At 37.4% G+C, this 17,560-nt stretch carries 16 protein-coding genes and 1 pseudogene; 7 read left to right on the top strand and 10 right to left on the bottom strand.

The genetic code is table 11. From position 1 onward, the window contains the following. Nucleotides 1-385: 385 nt before the first annotated feature. On the top strand, nt 386-1,222 hold the full coding sequence (locus CUN59_RS04070; protein ID WP_104386633.1) for a DNA/RNA non-specific endonuclease: 837 nt from the start codon (nt 386-388) through the stop codon (nt 1,220-1,222). On the opposite strand, the gene CUN59_RS04065 is transcribed toward CUN59_RS04070, so the two are convergent. Continuing rightward, on the bottom strand, nt 1,219-1,605 hold the full coding sequence (locus CUN59_RS04065; protein WP_104386632.1) for a nuclease A inhibitor family protein: 387 nt from the start codon (nt 1,603-1,605) through the stop codon (nt 1,219-1,221). The two genes, CUN59_RS04070 and CUN59_RS04065, sit on opposite strands and share 4 nt — an antisense overlap. 489 nt (nt 1,606-2,094) lie before the next feature. On the opposite strand from CUN59_RS04065, the pseudogene CUN59_RS04060 reads away from it, so the two are divergent. Together CUN59_RS04060 and menH are read left to right on the top strand one after the other, a co-directional pair. Next, nucleotides 2,095-2,358 (top strand): annotated as a pseudogene (locus CUN59_RS04060) (zinc ribbon domain-containing protein); the annotation flags it as partial. 65 nt (nt 2,359-2,423) lie between these two features. Beyond that, entirely contained in the window at nt 2,424-3,278 is an 855-nt protein-coding gene (menH, locus tag CUN59_RS04055) for a 2-succinyl-6-hydroxy-2,4-cyclohexadiene-1-carboxylate synthase (protein ID WP_104386631.1), read from the top strand. 55 nt (nt 3,279-3,333) lie between these two features. On the opposite strand, the gene CUN59_RS04050 is transcribed toward menH, so the two are convergent. The 4 genes from CUN59_RS04050 to CUN59_RS04035 all read right to left on the bottom strand — a co-directional run bounded on the left by CUN59_RS04050 (nt 3,334) and on the right by CUN59_RS04035 (nt 6,653). After that, nucleotides 3,334-4,098 (bottom strand): WecB/TagA/CpsF family glycosyltransferase, encoded by a 765-nt coding sequence (locus CUN59_RS04050; protein ID WP_104386630.1) that lies wholly within the window; start codon nt 4,096-4,098, stop codon nt 3,334-3,336. A 322-nt stretch (nt 4,099-4,420) separates the two neighbouring features. Beyond that, on the bottom strand, nt 4,421-5,032 hold the full coding sequence (locus CUN59_RS04045) for a TIGR04282 family arsenosugar biosynthesis glycosyltransferase (RefSeq protein WP_104386629.1): 612 nt from the start codon (nt 5,030-5,032) through the stop codon (nt 4,421-4,423). A 104-nt stretch (nt 5,033-5,136) separates the two neighbouring features. Then, nucleotides 5,137-5,853 carry a 16S rRNA (uracil(1498)-N(3))-methyltransferase gene (locus CUN59_RS04040; RefSeq protein ID WP_104386628.1) on the bottom strand — a complete coding sequence of 239 codons (717 nt, stop codon included), beginning with the start codon at nt 5,851-5,853 and terminating at the stop codon, nt 5,137-5,139. A 44-nt stretch (nt 5,854-5,897) separates the two neighbouring features. Next, nucleotides 5,898-6,653: a tetratricopeptide repeat protein gene (locus tag CUN59_RS04035; protein ID WP_104386627.1), complete on the bottom strand. Its 756-nt coding sequence runs from the start codon at nt 6,651-6,653 to the stop codon at nt 5,898-5,900. Between the two features lie 517 nt (nt 6,654-7,170). Between CUN59_RS04035 and CUN59_RS04030 the strand changes: the two genes are divergently transcribed. After that, nucleotides 7,171-8,499, top strand: coding sequence for a pentapeptide repeat-containing protein (locus tag CUN59_RS04030; protein ID WP_104386626.1), 1,329 nt, complete (start codon nt 7,171-7,173; stop codon nt 8,497-8,499). 42 nt (nt 8,500-8,541) lie between these two features. Here the strand turns inward: CUN59_RS04030 and CUN59_RS04025 are convergent, their stop codons facing one another. Further along, a complete protein-coding gene (locus CUN59_RS04025; RefSeq protein WP_104386625.1) occupies nt 8,542-9,372 on the bottom strand; it encodes a hypothetical protein in 831 nt (276 codons plus the stop codon). Nucleotides 9,373-9,854: 482 nt separating this feature from the next. On the opposite strand from CUN59_RS04025, the gene CUN59_RS04020 reads away from it, so the two are divergent. After that, nucleotides 9,855-10,403, top strand: coding sequence for a phycobiliprotein lyase (locus CUN59_RS04020; RefSeq protein WP_104386624.1), 549 nt, complete (start codon nt 9,855-9,857; stop codon nt 10,401-10,403). Between the two features lie 136 nt (nt 10,404-10,539). On the opposite strand, the gene CUN59_RS04015 is transcribed toward CUN59_RS04020, so the two are convergent. Beyond that, a complete protein-coding gene (locus CUN59_RS04015) occupies nt 10,540-11,829 on the bottom strand; it encodes a Glu/Leu/Phe/Val family dehydrogenase (RefSeq protein WP_104386623.1) in 1,290 nt (429 codons plus the stop codon). 206 nt (nt 11,830-12,035) lie between these two features. Here CUN59_RS04015 and CUN59_RS04010 point away from each other — a divergent pair, with 206 nt between their 5' ends. After that, nucleotides 12,036-13,022 (top strand): DNA-methyltransferase, encoded by a 987-nt coding sequence (locus tag CUN59_RS04010; RefSeq protein ID WP_104386622.1) that lies wholly within the window; start codon nt 12,036-12,038, stop codon nt 13,020-13,022. Between the two features lie 41 nt (nt 13,023-13,063). Here CUN59_RS04010 and CUN59_RS04005 read toward each other — a convergent pair whose 3' ends face one another. The 3 genes from CUN59_RS04005 to CUN59_RS03995 all read right to left on the bottom strand — a co-directional run bounded on the left by CUN59_RS04005 (nt 13,064) and on the right by CUN59_RS03995 (nt 16,549). After that, nucleotides 13,064-13,876: a helix-turn-helix domain-containing protein gene (locus CUN59_RS04005; protein WP_104386621.1), complete on the bottom strand. Its 813-nt coding sequence runs from the start codon at nt 13,874-13,876 to the stop codon at nt 13,064-13,066. Nucleotides 13,877-14,101: 225 nt separating this feature from the next. Beyond that, a complete protein-coding gene (locus tag CUN59_RS04000; RefSeq protein WP_104386620.1) occupies nt 14,102-15,826 on the bottom strand; it encodes an ABC transporter ATP-binding protein in 1,725 nt (574 codons plus the stop codon). A 120-nt stretch (nt 15,827-15,946) separates the two neighbouring features. Then, nucleotides 15,947-16,549: a DedA family protein gene (locus CUN59_RS03995; protein WP_104386619.1), complete on the bottom strand. Its 603-nt coding sequence runs from the start codon at nt 16,547-16,549 to the stop codon at nt 15,947-15,949. Nucleotides 16,550-16,665: 116 nt separating this feature from the next. Between CUN59_RS03995 and CUN59_RS03990 the strand changes: the two genes are divergently transcribed. Further along, nucleotides 16,666-17,448 carry an ABC transporter permease gene (locus CUN59_RS03990; RefSeq protein ID WP_104386618.1) on the top strand — a complete coding sequence of 261 codons (783 nt, stop codon included), beginning with the start codon at nt 16,666-16,668 and terminating at the stop codon, nt 17,446-17,448. Nucleotides 17,449-17,560: the final 112 nt, after the last annotated feature.

Here is a 17,560-nt window from a genome sequence, read left to right as displayed (position 1 = left end):
CTTGGTCTTCAATATATTTTGTCACTGTTTCCGTGTAAACACTCATTGTATAACAGTTACAGGTCGTAAACAATCAACCAATGATAAGTAGGTTAGCGTTAAAAATTGTCCTTGGGGCAAGGGAACAGGGAACGGGGAACAGGGAACAGGGAACACCGAAAGAGTTTTCGGTTCACCTACTTAGTTCTAGAATATAAAGTTAAGAGAAAACAACATCAATACAACGCCATAGACGATGCAATTCAGACTACCCAATTCATCGCTAAGTTCTCAGGTGCAAAAGATTTTATTTCTACAGGTTGCTGATACTGATATGGATATCCTGAATGCCTGTCCTAATTGCTTTACAGTTTGTTCAAGTATTTCAATAAAAACTGAGTAATTTATGATTAAGTTTATAAAAGTCCAATTAATTAGTTTTGTAATTGGGCTACTGATTTGTTTACCAGCACAAGCACAACTCACTTTAGAACTGGAACCAGAATTACTTCCTAGAAATATACCATCGGTTCATTTGCTATTAGGTAATCCCAGTCAAGCCGCAACCAATGTTAATAGCCCTGATAATTACTTGATGATAAAACCCCAGTATGTACTGTCTTACAATCGCAGTAATGGTACTCCTAATTGGGTAAGTTGGCAGTTAAATAAATCATGGTTTGGCAGTGCAGAGCGTCAGGATAACTTTAAACCTGATAACAACTTACCTGAAGGTTGGGAACGCATTAAACCCACTGCTTATAATGGTTCAGGATATGATAGAGGTCATGTTACCCCATCAGCTGATAGAACCCGCAGTACTGAAGATAATGCAGCAACTTTCTTGATGACTAATATGATGCCCCAAACACCCGATAATAACCGCAATACCTGGGGGAATCTGGAGGATTATTGTAGGGAATTAGTAGCACAAGGTAAGGAACTTTATATTATTGCTGGTTCGGTTGGTAGTAAGGGGAAATTGAAGAATTTAGTCACAATTCCCCAATCTACCTGGAAAATTGTTGTAGTCTTGGATAACCCCGGTACTGAACTCAATGGTGTTACTGCTAATACCCGTGTTATTGCTGTCAATATCCCCAATGATGAACAACTTGATAATAATTGGAAGGTCTTTAGAACCAGTGTGGATACCCTAGAAGAACTAACAGGGTATGATTTTCTCTCTAATGTTTCTCCCAATATTCAACTAGTGATTGAAAGCAAAGTTGACAATCTTTAGGTTTCCACAACTTTAGTAGAAATCCCTGCTATACCATCAGGGGTATTACCAAGAATATAAACATCAATTTCTTTACTACCTATTTTATAACCTTGTAAATTAGTTAAATTAGTTTTCAAGACATTCACAAGATTTTTAAACTTTTTCACAGTGGCTTTTTCCTCGTCCTCGTGCCAATCTTTCTCACTCACTGAGTTTTTAAAGAAATTATCAATTTCCACAAGTTTAACAGGTGTACCCTGACAATGACCCGTCTTTTCTAATAATGTAGCTTCATTCAATGCTGTGGATTCCCAAGTAAAGACCTCAAAGGGGCATTCTGATTCACTCATCATCAGTAACCCGTCTGTGGCTTGCTTTAATATATTTGTGGTGTTGGTCATATAGTGATTCCTACGGAGTGCTTTGTGATAGCGAATCGCTGCTGCAAGCAGTTCGCTATTGCTAATTTAACCCACATTCCGCACCCCCTGGTGTCACAATCGGTAATTATGGCTAACGCCACGCTCTGCTATCGGATTTTTGAATACCTGTGAGGATAATTTTGATACAAAATAGCCTAAATCTTAGGTGGCGATAGCGAAGCGCTGCTGCAAGCAGTTCGCCAATCTCAAATCCCCAAACGACCATTTTTCATTGTGTGACAGTTTAGGGTGCGGAAGGTGGGATACAAGCCCCGTCCTTCTAGCTATCCATTATAAACATTTTTCTTAACATGAAATTTGACAAAAAAGAGCAGTTATGAGGGGGGTAGGAAGACAAAAGAACATCAGTGACTCTAGTTGAGGACAATGAGAAGAAAGAGAACTTCAAAAAGCCTCATTCTCTAGAGTTAATTTATACTAAAAATCTAAACGTTTAATAGAGAGTTCCGTGTTATTAGTAGATGGGAAGCAACAAGTCAAGTTTGTTCTGAATGTGGATACAAATGGGGTAAACTTGATTTAAAAATTCGGAAGGTTCAGTGTTTAAATTGTGGAACTGAACACGACCGTGATGAAAATGCTGCCAAAAATATAAATAAAGTCGGGATAGGGCATTGCCACGACTCTAAACGGACGCAGAGACAGAGTAAGACTACTTCGGTAGCATCAGTCAGTGAAGCGTCAAGAATCACCGCGCCTTTAGGTCGGTGAGTATGTCAAATAGATTATATTTCTCTTCAAGAAAATCTCACTTTTATCTACTAAATAATAGAAAAATGACTTTTAACCAATTTCAATTCAACTATTCTTTAACTATCAATCCTAATAAACCCATTATGCTTTTCCTTCACGGTTTCATGGGGAATATCAATGAATTTGATCAAACTATCAAATTATTATTTAATAACTTTTCCTACCTAACTTTAGATTTACCAGGACATGGTAAAACTGAAGTTAGTGATGATGAAAACTATACCATGTCATCCACAGCCCAAGCTATTATTAACTTATTAGATCAATTAAATATTGATAAATGTTTTTTAATTGGTTACTCAATGGGAGGAAGATTAGCTTTATATCTCACTCTACATTTTCCCCACAGATTTATTAAAGTTATTTTAGAATCTGCTTCTCCTGGTTTATTAACAGAAACAGCCAGATTAGCCAGAATTAAAAGTGATTCTCAAATAGCCCAAAAATTATCGAGAATGACAAATAAAGATGATTTTTATAACTTTCTCAACAATTGGTATCAACAGCCAATTTTTGGTGATATTAAAAACCATCCACAATATCAATCTATGCTTGAAAGTAGAATAGCAAATCATCCTCTCAACTTAGTTAAATCATTGCAGTTTATGGGAACAGGTTCTCAACCTTGTTTATGGGAATCACTAACTCAAAATACTATTCCTCTATTATTATTAGTTGGAGAAAAAGATAAAAAATTTATTGATATTAATATGGCAATGACTGAAAAATGTAATTTTATTCAGTTAAAAATCATTAATCAAGTCGGTCATAATATCCACTTAGAAAATACTCTAGCATTTGTCGAAAATATTCAAAACTTTTTTCCCTCGTTCCCAGACTCTGGCTGGGAATGCACTCTAGAGACTCTATTAATATAGACATAATTATTGTGGGGGCAAGGTTTCCCCACCCTGTGTATGTTTTCTATCTTTTTCAATATTCCAAAGTTTTTACATCCTTTGCCGTTAAACGATAAATCAAGGATTTAAAGGCAAATTCTGGTAAGGCTAACATCCGTCGCCAGCGCCAAGGTTCTTGATATAATCTATACAGCCATTCTAGGTTATTATTGGCTAACCAATAGGGAGCGCGTGTTTTTGTTCCTGACCAAATATCAAAACTACCACCAACACCTACCCAAATGGAATGAGGACACAAATGGCGGTGTTCTGCAATCCATAATTCTTGACGTGGTACGCCCAAACCAACAAAGATAATTTGTGGTTGTAGTTGGGTGAGGGTTTCCAATAATTGTTGTTCTTCTTCTGGGGAATGATAACCAGAATGTGTTCCTAATATTTTCAATGTGGGCAGTTTTTCTTGCCATAAATTTGCTGCTGTGGCGGCCACCCCTGGTGCGCCTCCATACAAAAATATTGAGGCAGCCATTTGTTGTTTTGCAACAGTTTCTAATAATTTTTCTGCCAGTTCAATGCCTGGACAACGTTGGATGTCTTGTCCTAGTAAATATTGTAAATAGAGAACAACCCCTGCACCGTCGGGAATTACTAGTTCAGCATTTTTAATTACTTTTGCTAAGGCTAGATTCCGTTCTGCTTGCATGGTCATTTCTGCATTCAATGTAACAACATGAGTTCCTTGACCTTTTTGTAAACAATCTATTAACCAGTCTGGATAATCTTTCATAACATGGACTGGTAAACCTAATACGGAAAATGCTTGAGGTAGTTTAAACATAATCTAACATGAGCTTTTCAAAACTAAACTGCGACGACATTTTATGGGTCTTAGTTTATCAAGTTTTTGCTTTTTTAGATAATAGAGTTTTTTGCCAATCATTACCATTTCTTTGCTTATATATAAGTAATTGTCTATGTGTTATAAACATTAAATATAAGTATTTCCACGTGGGTAATATCCAGCCCCAGTACGTGTATTTGAAAAATCGGCGTTGCTGAAACCAGGTATAAATTTAGGCATAGAGACGTTCCGGCGGAACTTCTGTACAAGGGTTTCAAGGCAAGCACATTTAATTACCACCGGATGTCTAATAATAATCCTATAATCCTATAGTTTTCAAATCTTCTGGACGATCAATATCTGCTAAAAGTGGCAGAGAATATATTGATAGATCCCTGCTTTTGGCAATTTTTAATGTTTCTATTAATACTTGATCAGTACCCCAGTGAATGTTCTTAAATAATTCGGGTTGTGGTTGTTGTAAGCCGATTAAGTAATAACCGCCATCTAGGGCTGGACCCAGTACCAGATTAAACGTTTTTAATTGTTTAAAAGCTGTTGCTAAAATTTGTAAACTGAAATTGGGACAGTCTGTACCAATAATGATCACTTGTTCTGCTTTTTGTTTAAAGGCATGGTTAAGCGATCGCTCCATTCTGATACCTAAATCCCCTTCCTCCTGACTCTGATATTCTAAATCATTTCCTAACCAATGTTGCATTTTTTGTAAATTACCGCCAGTAAATCGTACTTCTACGGATATTCTGGCGATTTTTACCAATTCTTGGGCTTGGGAAACAGTATATTCGGTCATCTGCTGGTGCAAATGGGCAGCACCAACTTCTCCCAACGCTGGTATGAGTCGGGTTTTTGTTTTCCCTGGTTCTGGATACCGGGTAAAAATAATTAGGTGTTGTTTACAGGTTTTCAATTCAGCGCGTGGTTATTGAAACAATCTGGTCTAAAACTTCGCCTTTTAATGGGAAAATTTTTGGAGTATAAATCCCCCATTCCAAAAAAAGCCTCCTGCCTTCGTTATGATTCAAATTTGGCGGCTATTAAAGATATGGCAACGATGGGGGCTGTAACTGCACGGAGGATACGACGACCCAACGAAATAAGTATAAACCCTGATTTTATAGCTATTTCTAGTTCTTGATCTGTCCATCCGCCTTCTGGTCCGATAGCAATCATTATTTCATATATTTGATAGGTAATATTATTGATGATGTGGTGTAAATGGGGATAGTTTCCACGGGCTTCACAGATATAACGATGATTAGAAGTACAGTTTTGAATAGCCGTATTAAAAGTGACTGGTTCTAGGATGGTGGGAACTATGGTTCTTTCTGATTGTTCTGCGGCTTCTGAGGCTATGCGCCGCCAACGCTCTAGTTTTTGCGAACTGGGATTTAACAGGGTGCGATCGCTCAAAATTGGTACAATGGAAGTTACTCCTAATTCTGTACAATACCGGACAATTTCATCAAAGCCATTACCCTTGGGTAAGGCCATCATCAAGGTAATAGATAGGGGTAATTCCTGATTAGTTTCCAGTGGTTCTAAAATCTGCGCTTGTTCTCCTTGTAACTGTGCTAACCACCATTTACCCATACCATCCATAGCAATAAATTGATCACCATCTTGTAAACGCAATACTCGCCATAAATAATGTTGCTGTTGAGATGTTAATAACAGTTGGCTGGCTTGAAGTTGTTGAGAGTTAATGGTAATGCGTTGAAGTTGTGACATTGCTATTCCCTGATCCTTCCTGTTCCCTCTCCCAAATACATAACTTATTTTGCAGAACTAATTAATAATTTCTGAAACTGCTCTGTACCTCTGATCTTATCAAAATCGGGGTCGTTTTTGGCGAGATTTTGATATTTTTGGGGGACAAACTTAATAGCTTCTTTCAGGTTTTCTAAGGCTAGTTCTGTATTGTTTTGCAAGGCATAATTACAAGCTTTATTATAATATGCTTGATGCAAATTAGGTTGAATAGTAATTGCTTGATTGTAAGAAGCTAAAGCTTCTTTGTAGCGTTGCAATTTTGTGAGGGCAATTCCCCGATTAATCCAAGCTTCGTGTTTACTTGGTTCAATCGTGATGGCTTCATTGTATGATTTTACAGCTTCTTCATAACGGCGTGTAGCAGTTAAAGCATTGCCTCGATTATACCAAGCTTGAACCTGATTGGGACGAATGGCGATCGCCTTATTGTATGATTCTACAGCTTCTGGATATTGGTGCAAAGCGATTAAGGCATTGCCCCGATTTACATAGGTTTCTGGGCTATCATTTTTTAGAGCTATCACCTGATTATAGACAATTAAAGCTTCTTGATAACGGTGGCTATCTAATAATCCATTACCTTGGAGTAATAGGGTTTCTGCTTTTTGACTATCTTGTACTTCTGTGATCAGTTGGTTAACATTAGTTTGTTGAACTACTTGTTGAGCATTGTCAGATGAAGAATTTGCCAAATCATTACAACCAATTGCCAAGCAACTGATTAAACTAGAGGCAATTAAGCGCTGCCAAATTACCATACTGCACCTACAAAACTCATAGAATGGTCCTAAAACTGATTGGGTTTTAAAAGTCGTATCAAAATCAACAGATTGTGATTAATTGTTTTTTGATTATGTAAACTAAAAATGAAGATTTGGATAAAGTTCTGTTGAATTAGGCATAGAATACCATATCCAAGCTCAATAAATCAATTCAACCATTGTGTAAAATTTACTCATCTATGGCAATCCTTATCATACAGCAATCCGTTTTGATGTCTGAATAGATTTGTGTGGGCAGGGAATACTTCGACCCTTCGACTTGCTCAGGGCATCGCAGGGAACAGAGAATAAATTGATATATACTTCATTAGATTGGAGGGAAACGCTATATAATACTTTCAATGTCAGTGTTTTTATAGACCTTGGGTTTTTGGTGAGACGATGGGAGGAAAATTACAAGAATGGTCAATAATTCCCTAATGATACAACCTCCCGGCTTGATCCGGGACATCAATCCAAAATCTAAAATCTAAAATATAAAATCCAAAATCGAATGACTATTCATGAATCTGATACACCTCACCACCCATCTTCCCCAGAGATCAAGCAGGAAGATGAATTGGAAATAGATGGCAGTAATCAGTTATTACTAGGAGAGGAAAAGATTAATAAATCAGTATTTTTACCATCTTCTCTGAAAACAAATATTATCAACAGAACATCTTCTCTGCTGCAAGATAAGTCTCGGTTTCAGATGGGAATTGCCCCCAGAATTTTGTTATTCACGAGTTTAGCGATCGCCCTGACTCTGGTTGGTGTTGTCATTAATAACTCATTTCTAGGTATTTCGGGAACTTTCGCTACTTTGTTGTTATCCGTGTGGATACTCTTCCCTCGCTTGCAAAATGTCATTCAAGAGTGGTTTTCACCTCAAGATAAAAATGTATTTATTGGGTTAGTGGGCATAATTGTCGCCATAATTGGTCTATTAAAGTTTACGAATTTGGGTAATAGTTTACTGCGTTGGGGTAGGAGAATCAACTGGGAAGCATCGGGAACCTTAGCAGAATGGTTTGGGGCACTAGGACAAATTGCGATCGCTATTATTGCCGTTTACGTAGCTTGGCGACAATATGTAATTTCCAAAGATTTGACTATCCAACAAAACCTACTGACAGTACAGCAAAACATTATTACCCAACAACAAACTATAGATTCTTACTTCCAAGGTGTTTCCGATCTAGTCTTAGATGAAGAAGGATTATTAGAAGATTGGCCACAAGAAAGAGCGATCGCTGAAGGACGTACAGCCGCCATATTTAGTAGTGTAGATGGCAGTGGTAAAGCCAAAATTCTCCGCTTTCTCTCCCGTTCTAAATTACTCACTCCCCTACAGCGCGATCGCCGTTTAGGGAGAGCTATTCTTGATGGTAGTGGTGGTTACGCCGAAGATCGTTTAGAAGGAGTCCGCGTCATAGATTTAGGTGTTATGTTAGCCGGTGCTGATGTTGCTAACAACGATTTACGCTGGACAGATTTAAGTGAAGCTAATCTCATCCGGGCTAATCTTAGCAGTTGTGACCTAGTAAAAGCCAACCTGTCCCGCACCATCTTATATGATGCCAACCTCAGCGAGAGTGATTTAAACGCAGTCCGTCTCTTTTACGGTGCAGCAGAACAAGCATCCCCCCGCAGTCGTACTGAACCCCCCAACTATGAAACCGGAGAATATACTGGTGCAGTCATCGAAAATGCCAACTTTACCAACGCCCAAAGAATGTCCGACTCCATCCGTTATTACTGCTGCGCTTGGTGTGGAGAAAAAAGCCGCAAAACAATTCCCGGAGGTTGTGCCGATATTCCCAACAAACTAGGTAGATAACACCCAGTAGCGGCGGGTTTTCCCCGCCCTGGAAATTCCTAATTACTGTACGCGCTGACAATATTCTTGGGTTTGTGTCACAGAAACAACCTCTACCTCCACAGGTTTTTCTGGAGTGGGATTAATAATAAACTCGCTTGGTCCTTGATGAGGTTTTTGTTTATTTCCCCAATCATAAGTATAACCTAACCCCGTCCAAGGATAATATTCTTGTTTACTGTTGGTGTAGGAATTAGTGTATATTGCCTTAATCACAGGACTGCTATCAGGAACAGGAACAGGTAAAAGATTACAACTAGAATCGTTAATTTCTCCATCAATACATGGTCTAGTTAAATCTTTTGCTTTGACCCACATTTCTACAAAATGGGTTTTAGTAGAATATTTATTTAAAATTAACCCCAAATACTGTTGTAACCGCAATGAAAGTTCAACATTATCAGGAATATTGCTATCAGTTGCTTGATATTGCTGACAAAATTGTTTTACTTGTGGTACTGCGGTAAACCAAGTTTGATAAGCTAAAAGTTTTTTTGCACCTACCGGCCAATCTGTACTTGGGTTACTTGTATATTTCCAAGTTGACATTAAATATTCTATGTTGCCATTATTTTCTCGCCATTTAACTTGGGGATTATTGGGAGATAATGCCCAAAGATTATTAACTACTTCATCTGCTAGTGGTTGTTTAGCATCTTCAATACTTTCTGCTAATTCCTGTTTAAGCAGATTATAAGTTTCTGGTTGATATTGCAATAGATAATCATAAACATTTTGGGTAACTTCTACCGCTAATGCTCTATTTTGCCATCCACAAACTAAAAAAATACAACAAACTAATCCTACCAATAATTTATGCAGCCAGTTTTTCACAATTAATCACCTGAAAGTTTCAATTTGATATCCAGGACTTACACCTAAATTCACTAGTCAGATCCTCGACTTCTTAGAACAGTCGCGGATCTTCTGGTTCATAAGTAAGTCCTTAGATCCAGACTGATTCTACCAGAAAACACTATTTGTTTTGTATTAATTATTATTAATAAATGATTCAAAATACTTAACTTTTACTAACAGGCTGGCATTTTTGAGTTTTTATCCATATATTAAGAATAGTAAATAATCATTGCATTTTAGCTCTATATCATCTAATAGCAGATGTACTACCGAAGAGGCAGAGGGCAGGAGGCAGGAGGAAGAAAATACAATTTTCGCCCTGTGGCAAAAGGGTTTAAAGCCCCTAAATTTATATATGGGTATTACCTCCTGCCTCCTTAACACTACTTGGTAACAGATGAAACAGAAAAATATGGAAAATTAACTAAAAATTGATAGATAGATGAGGAAAATTAACAGTGACAACATCCCTCAAACTCTTTACCACCTCTGACGAACAGCAAATTAGCGAATTTTTTCAAGCCTCCGCAGGTCAATGGCATTCTGAACGACGTTATTATACTCTTCCCCAAGGAGAAACCAAGGAAATAGAAAGTATTATCACCATCCGATTTTTAGAACCAGAGTGTGAAGAATTAGAAAAACTAGGCCAACTCCATAATTTAAGTGATGTCAAAAGTTTAAGCTGTGGTGCTGAAGTGTCTTGGCAAAGTACAGATATAATTAAGGACAGACAAGAATCCCAAGGATTAACCCTTTTTGGTGCTTTAGGCAATATCTTATATCGAGATCGGGGTTTTGCCACTTCTCTACCTGTCACCGCTGACTATTATTTCTCTAGTCCCCAAACTCTTTGTTTACGAACTGAATACAATAATTCCGTATTTGAGGAAGAAATTAAACTCATTGGCAGTAAATACCGCACCAGACAGAGCATTATTTCCCGTGCCGGTGAACAGTTAATGATTGGTCAATATTTGGAAAAGCGCATATCATGTGACAAGTGACAGGGAGCAGGGGGGAAATAATACAGCATATTTCATTCAAATGAGGTACAACCATAATCAAACTTTTGTGGTGCGGGCATACTCATGAACTCCTACCCTCTACCTCCTGCCTCCTGCTACAACTGCGTTAGTTCGACTAAGGATATAAACCTCTATCGGTCAAAGCTTGCGCCACTCTACCCACACCTAAAGTATAGGCAGCTAACCGTAAATTTACCCTCCGTGTTTTTGCCTCTTCCATTACCTTATGGTAAGCCTGAACCATCAAATATTCCATTTCCTTATTAACTCGTTCCTCATCCCAAAATAGATAGGAAAGACCTTGTACCCATTCCAAATAACTAACCACCACACCCCCAGCATTGGCCAAAATATCTGGCAATACGGTGACACCCCGCGCTTCCAGAACTTGGTTAGCCTCTAAAGTCACAGGCCCATTTGCAGCTTCGGCGATAAATTGGGCTTTAATTTCATGAACATTTTCTTCAGTAATTTGGTTTTCTAAAGCTGCGGGAATTAGCACATCACAAGGTAAAGTTAGCAAGTCTGCATTACTAATGGCCTTAGCTGTGGGAAAACCGACCACACTGCGGCGATTTTGAGCAGCATAAGCTTTTACAGCCGAAATATCAAGACCATCTTCTGCGAAGATACCACCAGCGCCGCTAGAAACGGCGATGATTTTCGCCCCAGCTTGATGTAATAATTCAGCAGCAGCACCGCCCACATTACCGAACCCTTGAATGGCAATTCTCACCCCAGTAAGGGATATACCATGATCTTTGAGAGATTCACGGACAATAATCATTACACCTCGTCCCGTAGCCATTTCTCGTCCTAAAGAACCACCAATAGATAAAGGTTTACCTGTAACCACTCCTGGTACAGAATGACCAACATTCACAGAGTAGGTGTCCATCATCCAGGCCATTTCCCTGGCAGAAGTTCCCATATCTGGGGCAGGTATATCTACTGATGGTCCGATATCTTTAATCAATTCACTAATATAACGGCGGCTAATTCGTTCTAATTCCCCCACACTGAACTTTTTGGGGTCTATGGGAATGCCACCCTTCCCACCACCATAGGGAATACCTAATAAAGCACATTTCCAAGTCATCAACATGGCTAGGGCAGATACTTCCCGTAATGTTACGGCTGGATGATAGCGTATCCCACCTTTATAGGGGCCTAAAATATCGGAATGTTGTACCCGATGTCCAGCAAAAACTCGTACTTCCCCATTGTCCATTTTGATGGGGATGGAAACAGTCACTACTTTGCGAGGATGGCTAAGTATTTCTACTATACCTGCATCTAATTTTAATTCTTTAGCCGCCCATTCTAAATAATTACAAGCTTGATCATAGGGGCATATATGGGCGGGGGATTGAGTTTCCACAAAAGGGAGAGATGTAGCCACCATAATATTCACTCCTCATCACAGTATCTTTCTAAACCGGATTGATATGGTTAGCTTACCCTCGTTTTTTTAAAAGATGTCAATTTTGTAGTTTTTGTTACAGTTTTTAATTTATGGCTATGATGAGGCATATTCAGGTACAAAATTTAGCCTACCTTCTTGTTTTTTTCGCATTATAGTTATAGAACTAACTCTAAGTACGTCTAAAAATGATTCTGCCAAATCCACTATATACGACAGACTCCGGTGCAGCTTATCTTGGTGATTCCCTGAAATTGCTAGATCAACTAGAATCTGACTCAATAGATTTAGTGCTGACATCACCACCTTTTGCATTGCAGAGGAAGAAGAGTTATGGCAATGTAGACCAGGAAGATTATGTTGATTGGTTGGTTGAATTTTGCCAGAAAGTTTATCGGGTTCTGAATTCAACTGGTAGTTTTGTACTTGATTTAGGTGGAGCTTATGAAAGTAAACGTCCAGTGCGCTCTCTCTATAACTATCGAGTTTTAATTAAACTTTGTGATGAATTGGGTTTTAGACTTGCCGAAGAATTTTTTTGGTACAATCCAGCCAAACTACCTTCACCAATTGAATGGGTTAATAAGCGAAAGATTCGAGCAAAGGATTCTGTCAATACTGTCTGGTGGCTCTCAAAAACTGACAATCCTAAAGCTAATGTCAGTAATGTTTTAGTGCCTTACTCTGAGCGCATGAAAAAGCTACAGGCAGATCCTCAAAAATACTATACACCGAAAGAAAGACCTTCAGGGCATGATATCAGTAAGAATTTTGCTACTGACAATGGTGGTGCTATACCATCAAATTTGTTAGAAATTGCAAATACTGAAAGTAAATCTAGTTATATTCAATTATGTAAATCTATTTCGATACCTCCCCATCCAGCGAGATTTCCTCAAAAGTTGCCGATGTTTTTCATTAAATTTTTGACCGATCCTGGAGATATAGTTCTAGATATCTTTGCAGGCTCAAATACTACAGGTTTTGCTGCTGAACAGCTAGAAAGAAGTTGGATGTCTTTTGAACAAGAGCCGTCTTATTTAGCATCTTCAGCTTTTCGTTTTTTAGATAAATCTCAAAGTTTGCAGGATACTTTAACTCTTTATGAATGTCTTATTAATCAAAAAAAATCGGTTTATTTAAATACCTCAAAGCAATTATCTCTGAAATTATGAAGGGTAATTATTTACAGTATCACATTTTCTTTAATTGTTAGTTAATTCTGTTTAATATAAACTAACTCACCTTCTTTTTCTATTAAACTTAAAGGGATTTTAGGGTTATTAATAGAGTCCATTCCTCCACGTATTCTAGATTCCCAATAACTGAACTTAACCTCAAGTGAACTAGGCTCAATTTTATATATAGCTTTCAATACTATTCCTTCATATACAGCAATATACCAAGCTTTTACAGCACGATATTTGGCTAGGATATCAAGATTAAGATGATGATGTGTAGTTACACTCTTACTCAAAAGTTTATTAATTGTTTTTAATTCATATTCATTTTGTTCGGCATCAATAGCATCATTTCCTTCACGTCCAGGTGATATTCGCAAACCAAGCAAGATTAAAACTTGAAGAACTTTTCCTCCATTGTCTTGAAAAACATCATTGATACCATACTCGTTGGCCAAACTTTGTAATTCCTCAATAGCCTCAAGTGATGTTTGTAATCGTTCTAAATCCGAACGGCGCTCTTTAATTGTGTTCACTGGTTCATCAACAGGTTCAACAAGAGAAGGAGGAACTACCGGAGTTTGTAATTCAGTGAGAAAGTTTGTACTTATATCTGTTTGGGGTGTGACATTCATTAAGTATGGTACTGATATTTTCAGAGCTTCAGCAATATCTAAAATTGTTTCAAAAGACGGAGCGCGTTCACCTCGTTCTATATAGCTAATATGCTCAACGGATTTACTAATATCTTCTGCTAACTGCTCTTGTGTAATTCCTCTTTCTTTACGAAGGGTTTGAACTCTATCACCAAAAAGCTGTTTAGCTTCTTTATATCTTTCAAAATTCATAAAAAATCAACACGAACTTAAAGTACGTCTTGAATTTTATAAAAGGTATCAAAATATAAAAACGAACTCAAAGTACGTTTATGCTTAGAGTTAAATTAGCGACCTCAACTGCGTCTAAAAGCATAATTTACCTTATTTTGACAACAAGCATAGGTGTACAAAACCGTATAAAAAGCCAACCGCTTCAGTGCAGAAGGCTGAATAAAAAAATCATTTCTGGGTAGTTTAGGAAAATTGTTGAGCATAATACCGCGCATATCTGCCTTCTAAAGCTAACAATTCTTCATGATTTCCTGATTCGACAATTTGCCCTTTTTCTAAAACTAAAATGCGATCGCATTTCCTGACAGTTGATAATCTATGGGCAATAATTAACACTGTGCGATTTTGCATCAATCTTTCTAAAGCCTCTTGTACTAGAGCTTCTGACTCTGAATCTAAAGCCGATGTGGCTTCATCAAGTATCAATATTTGTGGGTTAAGAAGGACTGCACGAGCGATCGCAATTCGCTGTCTTTGTCCCCCTGATAAATTCACACCCCTTTCACCTACCCAAGTTTGATAACCTTCCGGTAATTGCTGAATAAATTGATCAGCATTGGCAATTTTGGCTGCTGCTTCTACTGCTTGCAGATCAAAATCATTTTGGCCAAAAGCAATATTTTGGGCAATAGTTCCCGAAAACATAATCGTTTCCTGGGGAACAATCCCAATTTGTTTTCTTAAACTATTTAAGGTTACATCTCGAATATTTATCCCATCTATGAAAATTTCCCCAATTTCCGGATCATAAAATCGAGGTAAGAGATTTACAAAAGTAGTTTTACCAGCACCAGAAGCACCGACAAGGGCAATGGCTTGACCTGGCATGACTAATAAACTAATATTATTTAATACAGGTTCTCCTGCTTTATAGGCAAAGGTAATATGAGAATATTCAACTTTACCATTAACAGGAGGTAGGGTAATAGCATTAGGTTTTTCTAATACCGTGGGTCGAATTGTTAATAATTCAAAAACCCGATCAACCGATGCTTCACCTTGTTTAAATTCATTATAGTTATTAGTAGTATGACCAATGGGATCAATTAACAAAGCTGCTGCTGTTAAATAACTAAAAAATTCACCTACAGTTAAATTGCGTTGGGATATTTGCCAAGTTCCCACCATGAGTAAAGATAAAGCACTCACAGCTTCTAAAAAGCCGACAATAGGAATTTGAATTGCTTTTAATCTTTCGGTGGAATATTTAGCTTTAAAACTCCGTTCTGCTTCATAGGTAAATCGCTCTATTTCATATTTTTCCGCAGCAAAAGCTTGAATTAAGCGAATACCGCTAAAAACTTCTGTTAAAATAGCAGATAAATCAGAAATATGATTTTGGCTTTTTAAAGAAAATTTTCGTAATCTTTCCCCAAACCAACCAATTAAAATTCCCATAATTGGGGCAACAATTACTGTCGCTAAAGTCAATTGCCAATTCAAATAAATCATGTAGATAGGAATAGCAATTAACTGTAAAGCGCAGGGAAGAAAATCATGAAACAGTTTATTAATAACTTCCCCAACTCTGTCCACATCTTCCGTTAGACGATAGGATAAATCTCCAGCTTTGGCAGTTTCAAAATAGCTGAGATTAAGTTTTTGTAAATGTGAGTAAACCCGTTGACGCAGGTAAAAAGCCACCCGTAACGCTGCCCTGGCCATGTATAAATCTTGCACAGACTGGAAAAAGCCTCTGATGAGAAATATCACAGCGCTGATACCTGCTAACTGAGCGATCGCTAGTACATTACCATCACCAAAAGGAACTGCCAACTTACCCGCGACATTAATGAGGGTTAAAGTTGCCAGTACATATCCTAAAATTCCCACAAAACCCTTAGCGATAGTTTCCCACTGGGTGCGGATATAGGGTAAAAGTTGCCAATAATTAGAACGTGTTTTCAAGTCGTAACATCCACAAAAAATATTTTCCTTTGTTTGACGCTACCAGTTTTTGGTCATCTTTGGTAACGAGTATTGAACAATGGCTTATGAGTATCACCTATCACCTATCATCTGTCACCTTTATTTCTTAACTCTTTTGTCTTGAATTACATGAATAATTGATGGTAACAAAGAAATAATCACCACTAAGCCAATTATTGGTAATAGATACTTATCTAATTGTTCTGCTGGCAAAGATTTACCCAAGAAAAACCCCAACAAAGTAATACCAAATGTCCAAATAAAGCCACCAATTAAGTTATAGGACATAAAAGAGCGATAGTGCATAGCCCCAATTCCTGCTACAATGGGGGCGAAAGTCCTGACAATTGGCATAAATCTCGCTAAAACAATTGTTTTTTTCCCATGCTTTTCATAAAAATCTTGTGTTTTCACAATATGTTTTTTATGAAATAACCAGGAATCTTGGTTATTAAATAATTTTCTGCCAAATTTATGCCCCGTAAAATAGCCAACATTATCACCTAAGACAGCAAAAACAAATGCCCCAAAAATCAGTACCCAAATATTTAGAAAGTTTTGAGAAGCCACAAATCCCGCCGTAAATAGTAAACTATCACCAGGAAGAAAAAAGCCAATAAATAAACCAGATTCAGCAAAAATAATTCCCCATACGCCAAAGTAACCGATTGATTTAATTAAGTCTGGTAAATTAAAGTGCATAAGATATAATTTCCTAAATAATTTGCATTTTAAGGTTGATAAATCTATAAAATTCCCAAATCAGATTAAGTTTAGATAAAGTTATTTTGCAATAGATATTGGAGTAAAAGCAAAAAATGTCAAGATATTTAAAAGTGCTGAAACTATTCTGGAGTGCCTCCATCTCCGCTGAAATGGAATATCGGATCAATTTTATTATTGCTGCTATCAGTAGCTTAGGTAATTTAGGAGGTAGTATGTTTGGTTTGTTCCTATTTTACCGCACAGGCTACACCTTTACCGGTTGGTCATGGGAAGCAGCCTTAATTGTTTTGGGAATTTTTACTTTATTGCAAGGTTTTAGTGAAACTTTTCTTGCTCCCAACTTAAATAGAATTGTCCGTCATGTTCAGGAAGGTACTTTAGATTTTATCTTATTAAAACCTATTCGTAGTCAATTTTGGTTATCTTGTCATACCCTGTCACCCTGGGGAATATCAGATATAATTTTCGGATTACTGATTATTGCCTATGCAGGTACAAAACTCAATTTAGGAATTGACAAATATTTATTAACTATTTTCCCCTTGGGTTGTGGTTTCATAATTCTTTATAGCCTCTGGTTTATCCTGGGAGCAACAAGTATTTGGTTTGTAAAAATCTATAATATTACTGAAGTATTAAGGGGATTATTAGAAGCTGGCAGATATCCCATTATAGCTTATCCCGTTGGTTATCGCTTTTTCTTTACCTTTGTCGTTCCAGTAGCTTTTTTAACTACTATTCCCGCCCAAGCTATGTTAGGAGAAATTCAATTTACCTGGTTTCTGGGTTCGGGATTTTTAGCTTTGCTCTTATTTTTCATTTCTACTCAGTTTTGGCGGTTTGCTTTGCGGTTTTATACGAGTGCTTCTAGTTAATTATTAATAATAGTTACCAAATCAATAGCAAAAGAAGTATCTAAAAAAACCTCAATCATCAACAGAAACCGTTTCTCCATACAAATACTGGTCAATTTTTTCTGACCAATCT

Source organism: Cuspidothrix issatschenkoi CHARLIE-1, from assembly GCF_002934005.1.
In the GTDB taxonomy this organism is placed as follows: domain Bacteria; phylum Cyanobacteriota; class Cyanobacteriia; order Cyanobacteriales; family Nostocaceae; genus Cuspidothrix; species Cuspidothrix issatschenkoi.
The sequence above is the reverse complement of the archived record's forward strand: the minus strand, read 5'-3'. Positions and strand labels throughout refer to the sequence as shown.

Coding starts and splice junctions, on each gene's coding strand:
- CUN59_RS04070 (WP_104386633.1), top strand. CDS start 386: ATGATTAAGTTTATAAAAGTCCAATTAATTAGTTTTGTAATTGGGCTA.
- CUN59_RS04065 (WP_104386632.1), bottom strand. CDS start 1,605: ATGACCAACACCACAAATATATTAAAGCAAGCCACAGACGGGTTACTG.
- menH (WP_104386631.1), top strand. CDS start 2,424: ATGACTTTTAACCAATTTCAATTCAACTATTCTTTAACTATCAATCCT.
- CUN59_RS04050 (WP_104386630.1), bottom strand. CDS start 4,098: ATGTTTAAACTACCTCAAGCATTTTCCGTATTAGGTTTACCAGTCCAT.
- CUN59_RS04040 (WP_104386628.1), bottom strand. CDS start 5,853: ATGTCACAACTTCAACGCATTACCATTAACTCTCAACAACTTCAAGCC.
- CUN59_RS04035 (WP_104386627.1), bottom strand. CDS start 6,653: ATGGTAATTTGGCAGCGCTTAATTGCCTCTAGTTTAATCAGTTGCTTG.
- CUN59_RS04030 (WP_104386626.1), top strand. CDS start 7,171: ATGACTATTCATGAATCTGATACACCTCACCACCCATCTTCCCCAGAG.
- CUN59_RS04015 (WP_104386623.1), bottom strand. CDS start 11,829: ATGGTGGCTACATCTCTCCCTTTTGTGGAAACTCAATCCCCCGCCCAT.
- CUN59_RS04010 (WP_104386622.1), top strand. CDS start 12,036: ATGATTCTGCCAAATCCACTATATACGACAGACTCCGGTGCAGCTTAT.
- CUN59_RS04005 (WP_104386621.1), bottom strand. CDS start 13,876: ATGAATTTTGAAAGATATAAAGAAGCTAAACAGCTTTTTGGTGATAGA.
- CUN59_RS03995 (WP_104386619.1), bottom strand. CDS start 16,549: ATGCACTTTAATTTACCAGACTTAATTAAATCAATCGGTTACTTTGGC.
- CUN59_RS03990 (WP_104386618.1), top strand. CDS start 16,666: ATGTCAAGATATTTAAAAGTGCTGAAACTATTCTGGAGTGCCTCCATC.